12 protein-coding genes, 1 pseudogene and 1 riboswitch are annotated in these 15,163 nt (G+C 43.1%); of the genes and pseudogenes, 4 read left to right on the plus strand and 9 right to left on the minus strand.

The window, feature by feature from the left end:
* Positions 1-503 precede the first annotated feature (503 nt).
* From X794_RS06490 to X794_RS06515, 6 genes are all read right to left on the minus strand, one after another.
* The gene (locus tag X794_RS06490; protein WP_012984534.1) at positions 504-776 is read right to left on the minus strand and encodes a hypothetical protein; all 273 of its coding nucleotides are present in this window, start codon (positions 774-776) and stop codon (positions 504-506) included.
* A gap of 63 nt (positions 777-839) precedes the next feature.
* Positions 840-2,237, minus strand: a complete 1,398-nt coding sequence (locus X794_RS06495) for a reductive dehalogenase (protein WP_011309929.1) — start codon at positions 2,235-2,237, stop codon at positions 840-842.
* 133 nt (positions 2,238-2,370) lie between these two features.
* The gene (locus X794_RS06500) at positions 2,371-3,048 is read right to left on the minus strand and encodes a response regulator transcription factor (protein ID WP_015407286.1); all 678 of its coding nucleotides are present in this window, start codon (positions 3,046-3,048) and stop codon (positions 2,371-2,373) included.
* A gap of 15 nt (positions 3,049-3,063) precedes the next feature.
* Positions 3,064-4,809, minus strand: coding sequence for an ATP-binding protein (locus X794_RS06505; protein WP_034376052.1), 1,746 nt, complete (start codon positions 4,807-4,809; stop codon positions 3,064-3,066).
* Positions 4,785-5,396, minus strand: a complete 612-nt coding sequence (locus tag X794_RS06510) for a hypothetical protein (RefSeq protein ID WP_012984536.1) — start codon at positions 5,394-5,396, stop codon at positions 4,785-4,787. Before X794_RS06510 ends, X794_RS06505 begins: the two co-directional genes overlap by 25 nt.
* A 600-nt stretch (positions 5,397-5,996) precedes the next feature.
* Entirely contained in the window at positions 5,997-6,971 is a 975-nt protein-coding gene (locus X794_RS06515; protein WP_011309933.1) for a helix-turn-helix transcriptional regulator, read from the minus strand.
* Between the two features lie 567 nt (positions 6,972-7,538).
* On the opposite strand from X794_RS06515, the gene X794_RS06520 reads away from it, so the two are divergent.
* Positions 7,539-7,739 (plus strand): hypothetical protein, encoded by a 201-nt coding sequence (locus X794_RS06520; protein WP_012984537.1) that lies wholly within the window; start codon positions 7,539-7,541, stop codon positions 7,737-7,739.
* Complete coding sequence (locus X794_RS06525) at positions 7,729-9,234, plus strand: glutamine synthetase family protein (protein WP_011309935.1); 1,506 nt, start codon at positions 7,729-7,731, stop codon at positions 9,232-9,234. The genes X794_RS06520 and X794_RS06525 overlap by 11 nt, the downstream gene beginning before the upstream one ends.
* A 362-nt stretch (positions 9,235-9,596) precedes the next feature.
* Here X794_RS06525 and X794_RS06530 read toward each other — a convergent pair whose 3' ends face one another.
* Positions 9,597-9,866, minus strand: a complete 270-nt coding sequence (locus tag X794_RS06530; protein WP_011309916.1) for a hypothetical protein — start codon at positions 9,864-9,866, stop codon at positions 9,597-9,599.
* Between the two features lie 20 nt (positions 9,867-9,886).
* Positions 9,887-11,410 carry a reductive dehalogenase gene (locus X794_RS06535; RefSeq protein WP_041344592.1) on the minus strand — a complete coding sequence of 508 codons (1,524 nt, stop codon included), beginning with the start codon at positions 11,408-11,410 and terminating at the stop codon, positions 9,887-9,889.
* A 204-nt stretch (positions 11,411-11,614) separates the two neighbouring features.
* On the opposite strand from X794_RS06535, the gene X794_RS06540 reads away from it, so the two are divergent.
* A complete protein-coding gene (locus tag X794_RS06540; protein WP_011309937.1) occupies positions 11,615-12,121 on the plus strand; it encodes a MarR family winged helix-turn-helix transcriptional regulator in 507 nt (168 codons plus the stop codon).
* An 8-nt stretch (positions 12,122-12,129) separates the two neighbouring features.
* Here X794_RS06540 and X794_RS06545 read toward each other — a convergent pair.
* Positions 12,130-12,596 (minus strand): annotated as a pseudogene (locus X794_RS06545) (integrase core domain-containing protein); the annotation flags it as partial.
* Positions 12,597-12,942: 346 nt separating this feature from the next.
* Positions 12,943-13,027: riboswitch (cyclic di-GMP riboswitch) on the plus strand.
* Between the two features lie 109 nt (positions 13,028-13,136).
* On the opposite strand from X794_RS06545, the gene X794_RS06550 reads away from it, so the two are divergent.
* Complete coding sequence (locus X794_RS06550; RefSeq protein WP_011309939.1) at positions 13,137-15,098, plus strand: DUF7507 domain-containing protein; 1,962 nt, start codon at positions 13,137-13,139, stop codon at positions 15,096-15,098.
* The last annotated feature ends 65 nt before the right edge of the window (positions 15,099-15,163 follow it).

Here is a 15,163-nt window from a genome sequence, read left to right on the forward strand (position 1 = left end):
GGAATACTTGCCTACTATAGGCAAAATCCATATTGACTAAGAGTTTTCAGATTTTACTCAAACCTACTAATCAACCACCACAACCAAAGGTCCTGTACAAAAACCAAATACCAACTTGACCTCTCTAGCAGTAGAATCTCAAATATCCCTGTATACTATCCAGTGAAATCTTTTTTGTACCTGTGTTCAACCTATTATTTCTTTAGTATTATGTAGTTGTTTACTATCTTTATTATAATGACTTTATTCTATTACTATATCAGCCAAATAGCGTATTTTAACTAAGCCATTATGCTTAGAATTTTAGACAAATATGTACTATTTTTAACTAATAAGTATTTAGTGACACATGCAATATAAGCTCAAGGGAGGAATATTGGGGTGCATTTAACCGAAGGTACACTGCAATTACGTTAAAAATCCATGGGCGTTTTACTAAGCCTGAAGAAAATAAAAAAGCGGAGGACATAATCCTCCGCTTCAGCATGATTTATAAACTCTGCTTAGGCTTTCTTTACCCTTCTAGCAGCCAACTGCCAGGCTACTCCCAGCAGAACAAGTGATGGTAATCCGGTAACCAACAGGAACATATAAGCCGCTCTAGGTTCATATTCCAGAAAGCTTCCTATAAAATTCTGAACAGTAAGCAGCATCAGTGCAAAGCCTGCTATTCCGATTACCCATTCATACCAGGTAAGAGATAGGTTATTCCGTTTTATTAACCAAAACAAACCCAGTATTACGATACCGACAACGGTCCCCATGATAAACCACATATAATCACTCCTCATTTTGTACTAATATTATATTAGCAAATCAATCGAACTAAACTCCTAAGATTAGTACCTTGAATCAATACCAAACATAGGCTCACCATTTATATCCCACCAAGATTCCGGATCTCTGTTGGAATACTTGTAACCAAAGGCCTGATCCATAGTTCTGAAGAACGAATTGAAGGCCGGTGTTACGGCAGTTGTAGCTTTAATAATGTCATGAATACCTGCTTTGTTTTTCTTTGCAAAGACACAGCTAGCAACACATATGGAACAAAGGCTGGTCAGGTCATACCAGTAACCGCGACAATTCATACCGTCACAATGGTAAACTTTCTTACCGGGGTGATTACCGGAGTATTTCACATCCCAGGAAGGAACATCATCCGGATTAAGAGCACCCGAAGGGCAATGAGAAGCGCAAAGTTTACATGTTTTGCAGAAATTCCAGACACCGGAATCAATCGGTTTATCCGGCACCAATGGCAAATCTGTGATGACACTTCCCAACCTAGCCATAGTGCCATATTCAGGGAAAACACACTGTCCCAGACGCCCCTGCTCACCCATACCGCTTATAACAGCCAATGCAGGGTTAATACTGGTGTTATTTACATAGGTGAAACTGCCAAGACCCTGATAGCCTAACATACGGAAAAATCTTTGAGCTCGTATTTGAAACAGCGTGCTCAATGAATAGGAAAGTGCGGTTGTTGCATCACCCAGCAATGTAGGAGCACGTTTGTTCATCTCCTCTGACATGGGCATAGAAAACACAACTGCATACCTGCATTTCTCAGGTATCACACGTTTTTTATCCGTCTCGTAAGCTTTTTCCACGTTTTCAAAAACAATAGCTTTACCGTCCCAATCTACGCCGTAAACCAGTTTCCTATTATTCTCATTCAGTTCTACTATGGAAATAGTGCCTGTGCCAAGAAAACGGAAGGCCTGACGAATCATAGCGGTAGTCTCTTCGGGACTGCCATTCCAAGCAGGCAAACCGAGATCAGATGGGCTGCCCATGCCATAAGGAGTAACTGTAGTATCCCCGAGAAAGTCATGTGAAAAACCTGCCTGCCAGCCATAAGCAGCCGCATCAAAGAGTGCATAATCACGCAGGGTATAACCAGATTTATCTTCTGCGATCCATTGTTTACGGTCTGCTTTCTGTTTTGCTCCCTGAGCAGCAGCCACATCTTTCCCTACAAAACTGGCATACGCAACTTGAGGTATAGTAGTGGCATCATGGCGTTTCAGCATATCCCAATCAATTTCGATGGTAGGAGTATCAACCTCTTTAATCCACCATGCCCTCTTATTACTGGAACCTGCAGAGGCCATTTCGTCCAAATCCTTGAAGACAGGGCTACCAGCTGACAATGCCCCAACTCCTGCTCCAACAAAGCCCAAAGCTTTCATGAAGTCGCGGCGGTTCAGTGTTGAATGACTTTTTACCATTACACCCTCCATTAGATTTTTAGTACTCTAATGATATAAAACAGGGCGTAACGCAAGGGGTAGAAATACATACCAGTTAAGTATTTAATAGTAACTGTTTAGTAAACAGGGGGATATATGCGGAGATTCAAATTTAAACGGGAATAGAGTACCCGATACCATGATGGTTCAGTATTATTTTAGGATTGGCAGGATCTTCTTCCATCTTTCGCCGAAGACGGCAGATATAATTTTTGATATTATCAGAAGCACCGGGTATATAATCTCCCCAAAGCACCTCCGATAGTTCGGTTACGGTTATAACCTTGCCTACTTTGGAAACAAGCTGATACAAAAGTCTTCCTTCAGTCTGGGTTAAAAACAGCCTTTTATTGTTCACATATACTTCCTGAACAGTTCTTCCAAAATGTATATTGGCAGAGGTTACAGATAAATCTTCTTCCATAAAACGGCGCTTTTTCATAGAGGCCTTCAAACGGGCAATCAATTCCAACTGACGGAATGGTTTTACCAGATAATCATTCGCATCCAGCTCAAAGGCTTTTACTAAAATGTTTTCATCTTCACAAACCGTTATGATAATTATCGGGACTAAAGAAAATGCCCGTATTTGCCTTAACACATCAAACCCGTCTATATCCGGCAATCCCAGATCCAATAAAACCGCATCCGGATTCTGAGATTCAACTAACTCAATTCCCCCTTTCCCGCTGGTACTAGATAAAACACGGATATTTGACCAAACTATCTTCAGGACACTGGAAATAGCATCTATTATCTGGGGATCGTCTTCAATTATCAGTAATTTCATATTAATTAATGACACTCATACTTTCGGTAAGGTAAATGAGAACGAACAGCCGCTATTTTTTACACTGCTAACCCATATCTTCCCTGAATGTTTCTCAATTATCATCTTTGAAAGGGCAAGCCCCAAACCTAATCCGCTTGGATGCAGTTCGTTGCCGCATCTGTAAGGATCAAAAATATTTTCAAGCTTATCCTCAGGTATACCAGGACCTGAATCTGAAATGGTAAACAAAAATTCCTGCCCCGCTAAAGCTGTTTGTATGTTTATTTCAGATCCATTACCAGAGTATTTAATAGCATTTTCAAGCAAATTGGAAACTACCTGTTTAATCCGGCCTCTGTCTCCCGATACTTCCGGTAATCCGGATTCCAATTTAACTGAAAACTTCTGTTCGTGCAACCTGATTTCAGGCATGAAAAACTCGCTAATTTCGCGGATAACAGCATTAAAATCAAATGACTCATGAACAAATTTTAAAATACCCACTTCACCCCGAGCCAAATCCAGTAACTCACTTATACGGGTATTAAGTTCGCTGGCACCGTTATTGATATTATTTACCAGTGATTTGAGTTTATTATCCACTGCAACACTGTGCAATGCATCACTGGCCAAAATTATAGGGGTAAGTGGTGTTCTTAATTCATGGACAAGTGCCCATGTAAAATAAATCCGCTTCTGGGCTTCTTTTTCGAGCGCTACCCTAAGTTGAAGCTCTTTTTCATAAGATTTTTGAAGATGGTCCTCGGCTTCCTTCCAAACAGTTATATTCTCCAGCTTACCTGTGAAGTAAGGAACAAATGTTCCGTCATCATCGTATTTGGGCTGGAAACTTTCCCTCAGCCACAATTTTGTCTGATTTTTATGTCTGACCTGATATTCAATAGAAGCCGGCTGCTGAATACCACGCATCAAGCACTTGGAAAAATATGTAAACCTTTCTTCGGATACCCGCAGATAGGTTTCCTTATCTGCATACATAGTGCCTTCGTGGTCTGACATATACAAATATTCAAACTCAGCAGGTGTATATCCTAATAAATGGGTTATCTGAGGACTGATAAAGAGCAGTTCATTACTGACAACATCCAATTTAAAATATGCTTCGCTTACGGCAGATTCCTTAAGCTCGTTTCTGGCAAGTATTCGCTTGTCGCCGATGGTTATATCTCTAGATATCAACTCTTTGACACTATCTAATCCATGGAGCAATGTATCATTGAAACTTGAAATATCCCCTTCTTTAATCTCAAAGGGCACATCAAACGCTTTTGCAAACGAAGCCACTTCCTCTTCTCTGGGGCTATCAGGTTCAAATTTGTATGCGATTATCTTTTTCGTGTGGCAGTTATGAATCAAGTTGCCTTCGGCTCTGTTGGCTCCATAAGATGCAAATACTTCTTTTCTAAGAGATGTACAGAGTGTATTCTTGACTAGCCATTCGCCCTTTGCCAGATAATCCTGAGCAATCTCTGCACCCAACATCATTTCCCAGCAATTATCACCCTTAAGTTTAATGATACGATCTTCATATCCTGCTAATATCTGCTGTAATTTGGGGTGACAGTTCCCATAAATAAGCAACGCCCCGTCATTATTAAGGCAAGCCTCATTAAAAATATGTTTTAGAAGATCCGGGGAGATGGAAAACAGGCAGCAGGGTGCCAGAGGATATATTTTATGTTCGCTGGTTACAGGACAAGCCTTGACCTGGTCAAGAATCGAAGCACAGGTGATTATTCCGATTTTTTGCTTTTGCATAAATATCTGCCATCAATCAATTTCGCCAAATCAGTTAAATCCGCGGGAAAAACAAACCTGGGTAGAAGATCCTTTAAAGATTCGTCCAAATTAAAAACTACTCCGCCTGCGAATATATCGTCGGTTATTTTCAATAATTCATCTGAATAGGATTGAATGCTGTAAATAAACTGAAATGCAGAAAAACTAAAAACTATGCTATCCGGCTTTTTACAATTCCATTTATTAATGAGCAATTCCAAATCGGTATTGGCGGTTATACCGTGAAGTTCAGTTTTAAATCCTTTTGTCTCCAGATATGTCTGAACCAGTAAAGCTCCTACAGTTTGAAGTGCTGAAAAATAGCACACCGAAACCGGTTCGGCATTCAAATACGCCTTATCAAGAGTTCCCAACCTTTGGTTAACATGCTCTATAATATATAAAATATGTGACGGGCGAATTTCCCGGTGATTCCATGAGTATATCGTATTATCAAGTAAAGAAACCAGCTCCGGCTGGCTCATTTGAGATATCAAATATCCTTGATCATTTGCTGCAGAATGGCAAAGGCCCTTCAAATTATCAGAATTCACGGTTTCCACCATGGTTGCCTCCAATTCCCTCTTATTTTATCACAATCTCATTACAAATTATGTGGAAATATAAAACAGACGAGGTATAAAATCTATCCCACCATGTCTATACTGAAAGTGTCAGCAAATAGAGCGCAAATAGCTTACAGATTTCACATTCAAAAAGCCATATAGCCCTCAAGAATAACAAACTCCATCCGCAGTTCAGGCCGCAGCCAACCCTCCCCCCGTCTCCACCAAAGCTAAAAACGTGACTTGGCCTTAATAGGCGAGGGCATTCGAACGTAAATATCAGGACGGGGAGTATAGATGTCCGAGAGACCTCTATCTCTATATCTGAGTAAAAACGGGGTAATAATAGCGGGTATACTCGGTATCATAAGCCCAACCCATACAGCAAAGGAGAAAAGCCCGTAAGGTCTCCGAAGAAATACTGTATGACCAGAAGCAGAGGTACCAGTCAAGTTAAACACCCCAAGTGTAGCTACAAAACTATATATCCTGCTAAGGATTTGGTTTCGAGTAATCCTTATCTTCAAAACTGATTAGACAATACTATAGACCCGTAACCGTTAAGAACAACCTAAACCAGAAGAATAGCTATAATATCAGTTATTCCAAAATATTCAGATTAGACTGCAAAAAAGTCGACAGATTGACACTTTGATTGATAATTTTAAACTTGCGCCTGATATTCTCACGATGACGGTTTATGGTAGCGGCCGAAACACCCCTCAAACTGGCAATTTCTTTGGTAGTTAGCCCGTTTTTGATCATATTGGAAACAGCAATCTCTACGGGTGACAGGCAGTTACAAACTCCAGTTAGGCTTGTCACAAAGGAGGAACTTATTCCCTCCAAATTCGAAAGAATCAGCTGGGTATAGATCTTCTGTGAAGGAGGAAGTTGAGCCTCCAATGACAGGAGAATAGGTTTTAATATCTTGTCAACGTTCTGGTTGATATCATTATATATGTCTTGCCGAGCAGCTTCACCCCGAGACAAAATAACCTTCAAAGCCGTATTTGCTTCCTGTAACGCCTGTCGCTCCAGTTTAAGCTGGCGGTTAATCTCCTCCAATTCCTCATCTATGGCAATACGTCCAGCTAAATTGCCAATCTGCACGGCAACGTTATTGAGCAAAATCCGTTCCTCTTTAAGGAATGGGCCTTCGTAAATAACAGGGCGCTCCTCGGTGTAGTAAATAGTACACTCACCCATCAGTTCGCCATTTAACAAAACCGGAGAGGATTGGTTCCATTTGCTAATCTGAAAACCGGTGGATAAAAAGGAGTGTCCTCTAAAAACTATTTTAGCTTTGGTGATATCAGGATACTGCCAGGCATTAGGTAGAAAATTGGAAAGCTCAAACAGGAATCGGTTTAAAGAGGAATGGTGGCGCTCTGCCAGCTGAAAAATGCCATACAGGCAGTTCAGTTCTTTAACCCGCTCCCGCAAAGCTATTTCAACTTCATCAGTTTGACCTTCAACAGTTAGCGGAATCGGCTTCAGACAAGAACCAGTATCCTGAGGCTTGCCCGATACAGGGTAAACTGCCGGAGAATTATTATTCTCTTGAAGATTCATTCAATATTACTCATATATTATAGGCATTATATAGGTATTATTCCAGTATTTTCAATAAGGAGAATACCAGATACTCTTAACAGAGTCAATTTAAAGATGGAGAGTGACTGGCGCCCGAAACCAATAAAATACGTCTTGGAACAAATTTCGGCTTATCCCCACCTTGCTTGGCCACAAAGGCAGCCTGACTGTTTTCCTCTTCCAAAGGTTCTGAACTCTCCTGCCGGTGCAGGCATGATGGGTAAATGTACATGTATAAAAGAGAGGAACAGGGAATTCTTCCTATTCCTTATCCTTCTTCTAATTTCATATACCGTATGCCATAAGTTTACATAAATCAGGCTCAAGACCAATAGAGCGAATTATTGACACTTCAGAATCAGCTCTTGAGATTAAGATTTCTATTATGCACCTGAGTGACAATGCTTATCTAAGGGGGTATTAAAAGAGCAAAAACACATGCACCCAGCGCGAAGTTTGTAAAAAATAGGCAAACCCTTTATTGTCAATTTTACTGGCTGTACTAAACATTTTATCCTGCCGAGACAAATTCCAAAGGAGAAACGTATGACTAAACTTGGGTTAGATCGGTTTGAAGTTCAAGCACTGTTCAAAAGGTCATTATCAAGCCGGCAAATTGCTGAAAGTGATATATACAACTCCTTATCGGATTTAATAGGAGATGTGATAGAAGAGAACAATAATAAAATTTCACAGCAATTATCATTAAAATTATCTGAAAAGGAACAATGGAAATATGGTAAATGATAGCATAGCCCTAAACCCAAACCCGGTAATTCAGCATTTAGGAAAACCTCCCGAAGAATTCACTAAAAAAGACCTGATAAAATTTATAGAAGACAATAACATTAAAGCTGTTAATTTTCGGCACCTGGGTGGTGACGGTCGCTTAAAAACCTTAAATTTTGTAATAAGTAGCAAGCCGCAACTGGACAGGGTATTGTCCGCCGGCGAAAGAGTTGACGGTTCAAGCCTCTTTTCGTACATTGATTCAGCTTCAAGTGACCTGTATATTGTTCCTCGCTACAAAACTGCTTTTGTTAACCCGTTCTCGACTACACCGACACTCGAACTGTTATGTTCGTACTATACGAAAGACGGCACTCCTCTGCCGAGTTCCCCTGAGAATATTCTTAAAAAAGCCAACCAGTCGTTGCTGAAAAGCACCGGCCTGACTTTTCAAGCTATGGGTGAACTGGAATACTACGTGATAGCAAATAAACAAAACCAGTATCCCGCTACAACCCAAAAGGGCTACCAGGAATCAGCCCCTTTCTGCAAGTGGGAAACCTTAAGATACGAGGCAATGCAGGCAATAGCCAAGGCGGGAGGCCGTATAAAATACGGCCATTCTGAGGTTGGTCACATATTTAACGAAGAGCACGAGATGGAACAGAATGAGATAGAATTTCTGCCTGTGCCAGTTGAAGACGCCGCCGACCAGCTGGTTATTGCCAAGTGGATACTGCGGATGATGGGGCACAAACACGGGGTTGTGGTAACATTTGCACCAAAAATTCTGGTTGGCCACGCTGGAAGCGGCCTGCATGTACATACCAAATTGATGAATAATGGCACAAATGCACTGATTAACGGTGGTGGTCTCAGCGAAACAGCACGCAAGGCCATTGCCGGTTACCTAAGACTGGCTCCGTCACTAACTGCCCTTGGAAACACTGTCCCGCTCTCATTCCTCAGACTGGTACCCCACCAGGAATCTCCTACCAATATATGCTGGGGTGACCGCAACCGCTCTGTTCTGGTGCGTGTGCCTCTAGGCTGGTTAAACGTGGGAAATATGGCAAAGGATGCCAATCCGCAGGAAACAGACGAGCCCACCGCCTTCAGCGACAGCCAAACAGTAGAATTCCGTTGCCCGGATGGATCGGCGAATATTCACCTGCTTATGGCAGGGCTAGCCGTTGCCGCCCGGCATGGGCTTGAGATGGAAAATGCCTTAGAGTTAGCCAAAAAACTTTATGTTGATGTTAATATTTTCGCTGACGAAAATAACCAAATCCAGCAGGCGCTCCCCCAATTGCCTTCTTCTTGCTGGGATTCGGCGGAATGCCTTATAAAAGACCGCCAGATATACGAGAAGGACAACGTATTCCCGCCGACTGTAATTGATGGCTTGGCAAAAATTCTGAAGTCATACAATGACAATGACCTTAGTCAGAGGTTCTACGGTAAAAATGATGAAATCCAGAAGCTGGTAGACCGATATTTGCATTTTGCATAAACCAGACTGTTAATCCTTGCCTGATGTTTGTTTAAAAACGTATAAAAAGGGTGCGGCTTAAGCCGCACCCTTTAGTTTAATTAAATACCCCGCAACTTAAACTGTTTAAATTTTATTGAGGGAATACGACTAGCCAAACTCCAGTCCCCGTGTGTTTCTGACCGCAGCCAACCCTCCCCCCGTCTCTAACAAAGCTAAAAACGTGACTTGGCCTTAATAGGCGAGGCCATTTGAACGTAAATATTTGGACAGAGAGTTCGAGGTATCTGATAAACTCTTGCCTCAGTGTCTAAGCTACGTTTTCCACAAATAAATAAGCGGGGGATTAAATCCCCCGCTTATTGAACCTGAAAGACTTTTGATTAAACTTTTTCTTTGTTTCCGGCTATCAGACGCCAGTCAACCACTCCTAAAATCACTGCAATAATGCCAAAGATACCCATGCCTACCCAAGCAGCTTTGGTATCATTTTCGGCCAGCGAGCCGTAGAAGTGCTGGACAGCCGCAAAAAGAGCAATCGTAGCGATTAGGGCAATCAGCCATTGCCACCAGGTAATCTTCTTATTTTGCTTGATGAGCCAGTAAATAGACAGGGCAAATACAGCTCCAACAGCTAAACCTATAAAATACATATTCTTATCCTTTCACTTTACTAGGCCGTGGTATCAAAACCATAGGTGGGTTGTTCTATATCCCGGAACTCCCACTGCGGTTTACGGCCATATTCCATAAACCTTTCCATGTTGGCAAAGAACCCGTTAAACATGGGAAGATTGGTAGTAGTAGCTTTTACCATATCATGGATAAAAGATTGCGAGGTAGAGTTAAAGGGGCAGGTACCCTGACAAGTGGGGCAGTGGGGACAATCTGTATTATTGGTCCGCCAACCCTTAAACTGGCCTTGTGCCAATCCATTTTTAGCCGCAGCAGGGTTCTCCCAAGTTGACTCACCCTTCTGGATAAGACCAAACGGACAGGCATCAGCACAAATACCGCAGGTCTCACAGAATTTGTATGCCCCAAAATCAATGGGGTTAGTGGGTGCTACAGGCAAATCTGTTAAAAGTGCCCAGCCATTAGCCCTATTGGTAGTGCCATTCTTGGGGTGAATGGCAGGGGAAGACCTCCTCCCATGTTCGCCGAGACCGGTAATAACCGATAAGGGATTTGAAAAGTACAAGCCGCTCATATTCAAGCACTGGTAGCCCAAACCGCGGATAAATTCCTGCATGTGGCAGATCATCTTGACATAACGGGCGTAACAGTACCAAACAGAAAAACTCTCGGTAATACCGGCTTGACGGCGGGTACCCTCAAAGCTTTGGCGGGCAGTAAAAGTAATAATATATTTGCATTTGTTAGGTATGGCATACTCATCTGCCGTTTCATAGGCTTCATCTATATCCTTAAATGCAATCTGTTTGCCGCCTGCTTCCCCGGTATTGAAGCCGCTGCCGGCGCCCTTTATTTTGTGGAAGAATTTAACAGTATCGTTGTCAATTTCGGCACAACCAACATCCTGACAGCCTAAGAAACGGAAGGCATTACGCAGAGTTTTAAAGTTCTCCTCCGGTGTACCCTGCCATTTAGCAGCACCAAAGTCCTGAGGACGAATGGTAGTGGCAGCCTGAGGGCCTAAAAATGAGCTGAAAGTGGCGGTACCACCGGCTGCTAATATAGCATTGCGCACGTTTATGCGTTTGCCGCCCTGATATATTTCGGCAGGCCATTGCCCCATCATCATAAATTTACAAGCATTATCAAGCGCAGTAGAACGGATATCGCCTGCACCGGCATAACCCTTGTCCCAGCCGGGAAATTCTTTTTCACAATAATCATAAAGCGCTAATGCTTCGGCAGGGGTTTCCAGGTCTGTCATATTGCCGCCAACCACGCCTGCTGCTGTAAAATCAGCGGCACTAGGTCTGGGGTGAGATTTGAAATTGTTGGCATTAGGGCGTTCCAGAGTATCCCAATCAATTTCTACTGTGGGATTTTTAAAATCCCTCTCTTTAACATACCACGGATATTTATTAACATTTGAACCCAAGGACGTTAATTCATCCACGTCATGAAATACCGGTGCTGATGCGGCAACCGCACCCAGTCCGGCTCCGGCCAGACCAAGGCCTTTCATAAAGTCACGCCTAGATAATGTTGAATGAGATATATTCACTTGGCAATCCTCCTTTTATGATTTGTTTTACTACACAATCAGAGATCTAAAAAGTGCTATTTCCTATATGCTGCAACACCTCGCTATAGTTAGGATATTTCATCGTCCAAATGGCGTAGTACTTTGTGCTTAATTTTTGACTAAATACATGCCTATCTGATATCCTCGTATATATCAAGAAAATTAGATACTCGGATAATAAATATGTCACCTAAATCAACAATAGAATCTAATTGGTACTTGAAAGTCTTACTCTTTCAATCTCACCATCTGCTTTCCAAACTATGGACACGCGAATTAAGGAAATCTAAAATCACTCTGGAAAAATTCGCAATCCTGCATGAGATAAGCAATTTTAACGGTAATCCGACACCTCATGCCATCGCCAAGGCTACTGTCTATGAGCCAGCAGCTGTTTCGGCAATAATAGGCCGGTTGGAAAAAGATGGTTTTATTACCAAACATAAAGATCTTAAGCAAAAAAACATGGTCAGAATTGAAATTACCCAGCAGGGCAGAGATGTATTTACCCGTGCAAGCAGGGACGTTGTTCAACTAAACCAAACCCTGCTAAGCGTTTTACCAAACGAAGAAAAAGATTATATAATTCATTCCCTTTCAATTTTCAGAGATCACCTTCTACCGTTAGCTTTTGATAAATCTAAAAAGTTAACAAATTATAAATCAACATCCAAAAAGCAAGTAGATTAAACTTTGGCCTACCCCCCAAATAGTGATACCACTTTTAAAGTAGTGACCGCTGTCATTATTGTCTCCGGTGCCGGAGGACGATAACCAAGCGAGCTGTGAGCCCGGACTTGATTGTACTGCATCCTCCAGTCGGTAATGAATACCTGAGCTTCGGCAAGCGTAGTAAAGATCTCCAAGTTCAACAGCCCATCCCGCAGTTTGCCGTTAAATGATTCAATGTAGCCATTCTCCCAACGAGAGCCGGGTTCTATGAAAAGAGTCTTGAAGCCAAGTCGGACCAGCCACTTCCGTATCGCTTTGGCGGTAAATTCGGGCCCGTTGTCCGACCGGGTATGTTCCGGGATACCCCTCAGGACAAATAGGTTAAAGAGTTGGTCTATGACATCTTCTGAAATCAACTGCCGGTTGATTGTTATGGCTGATACTCACGAGTATATTTATCGATGATATTAAGTATCCGGAAAGCCCGGCCATCCCCTTTCTTATTTCCCCGTCTAACATGAAACTGAACTCATTCTTGGAAGGGGCAGGTCATCTCTGCCATCAGAAATTTTTTCGGTATGTTTGCATAATTTAACTCTATATAGCTTGCATTACCCCGTAGTTGCCGGTTTTCCCCACCTATTTTGCCCTAGTACCTAAGCCGCACTCTTTAAAACCGAGAGGTGACAAACGCATATGGGTATCCGGTTAAATTATTAAGGGCTATGGATAACGAACCGGGCAGGATATAGCAGTGGTAATGTATAGTAATGATAATATAGTATCAGTTATATTGACTTTGCATCTTTTGCAGGCCAATAATGGTATTGGAATCAGCAAAATTAAGGGGAAGCGTTGAGCCGCTACCCATATGTGGTTCACTCGGATAGCGGGGAGCTAATAGTGAAACCGGCCCTTTAGGGGTCGGTTTTGTTTTTGGTCAAATTATAGAGATGCTTATAAGGAGGTGCTCTGAATTAAGTGAGATTGCCGGTAGTACATAGATAGCAATTCAAAGGAGGGAGAGCTTATTATGAAAAGAGCACTATCAATATTGCTTTCACTTTCAATTCTGGTAAGCTTGGGATTGTTTTCCGCTGTGCCTGTAAGCGCGGCGATAGTAAATGTATCTATCAGCAGCGGCACTTCAACTGAGATTGTAGGCGTATACAATAAGGCTGGAGGGGGATCAGTATACGTTGACCTAAGCGGTTCACCTCTCAGTGCGGTGCTCGCTCAGGAACCTAAACCATATCCTACCGGTTATGTGACCGAACCGCCTGATATTTTGGGCTCGGTTTGGGATACCGGAACCAGTCTGTATTTTCAATCCACTAATCCCGGAGCTGACTGGATATGGGAAACCCAGAGAGCCGAAGGTACAAGCGGCTATGATGTCAGCAACCCCCTGTATGATGCAGCCGCCTATACCAACGGACGGGTAGTGGTATTTGAACAGCACTTTACCCTTGACGGCACACCTCAAGCAGGTACTTTGCATATAACGGCAGATAACTGCTGGGAAGTATTTATAAACGGCGTCTTTTTGGCACGTTCTTCTGCCGCCAAAGTAGCCGGATGGGAGCTTACGAACCTGCATGAAGCCTATGTGGCTACCACCGGGTGGCAAACTGTAGGGCATATTGCGGTGCCGGATACCATGCTGGTAAATGGTGAAAATACCATTACAATTCTGGCGGCCAATGAATACTTTTGGTCAGACGACGGCAACAGCCCGTCTCCCGCCTTCAGACTTAGCCCATATTATCAATATAATCCGGGTGGGTTAATCTTTAAACTGGATGTGGGCTATGAGGAATTTGTAGCTGACCCCGGTATTCAGGTAGAGAAAGAGGGTTTACCCGTTTCTACTACTGAAAATACAACTATAGATTACACCTATACCGTCACCAATACCGGCAATGTGCCGCTTTCATCTGTGGCTGTAGTGGATAATCTGGTTTCTCCGGTTACCTACCAGAGCGGTGATGACAATACCGACGGTCTGCTGGACTTGACTGAAGTATGGGTATTTACCGGCAGCTATCTGGTACCATGGTTCACTGCCGGGCCGGTAGATAATACTGCAACGGCCGAGGGATACTGGGATACCACCAAAGTCACTGACGAAGACACCTTTAGTGTTCCAATACTGCATACCCCGAACATAGAGGTGGACAAGACAGGACCGGCTAATACGGGTTACTTTGAGCAACTGGATGCCGACTATACCTATACTCTGACAAATATCGGCAACTGTTCGCTGGATGTTGACCTGACTGATGACCAGATTGCCGGGCTGGTATTTACCGGTGGCGATACTAACGGCAACGGGTATCTGGAGCCGGGTGAAATATGGACATTCACTGGTTCAGACCTGATTGTCTGTGAAGGTATTACGGAGCTATTCTTTACCAATATAGCTACCGCTGTAGGTACTGATGCCACCGGTGCCGCTGACAGGGATACCGACGATTGGACGGTAACTATCTTCCAGTGGCAACCGCGTACCATAGGCTACTGGGGAAACTGGGATAACCACTGGTCAACTGACTGTATTACAGATATTGTTAACAGGGTTAATGCTGATTCCGCCTATTTCAGCACCCTAACCGCAGAGCAGATAAATACCCTGTTATTGTCAGCTGACCAAAAAGGTAAAATGACTCAGGAAAAAGCCCGCATACTGGTGCAGAAGCAGCTTTTGGCTGCCTGGCTAAGTCTTGAGTCATACATAGGTGCAACTGACGGTGATTCAGAGACCTGTGGTGCACTTGATGCGGCCATGAGGCCGGGTGCAACAGTGTATCTAAGTAAGTTTGCCGGTGCCGAGACCTTGTTTGGGGCATCCAGGCTCACAGTGGCACAGCTACTGGCGTTGGTAGATACCGGAATGAGCACCTGGACTCAGAATCAGCTGCTTATTGCCAAGGATGTACTGGATATGATGAATAATGCCGAGAACAACGGCTACTTCATGTTCATGGCACCCTGACATAGATTTGCTGGTGCAACGAAATACCGGGTGGCTGGCAGCCGAAAGGGCTGAGAAAGCCTAAT

The sequence above is a fragment of the Dehalococcoides mccartyi CG5 genome (genome assembly GCF_000830885.1).
In the GTDB taxonomy this organism is placed as follows: Bacteria; Chloroflexota; Dehalococcoidia; order Dehalococcoidales; family Dehalococcoidaceae; genus Dehalococcoides; species Dehalococcoides mccartyi_B.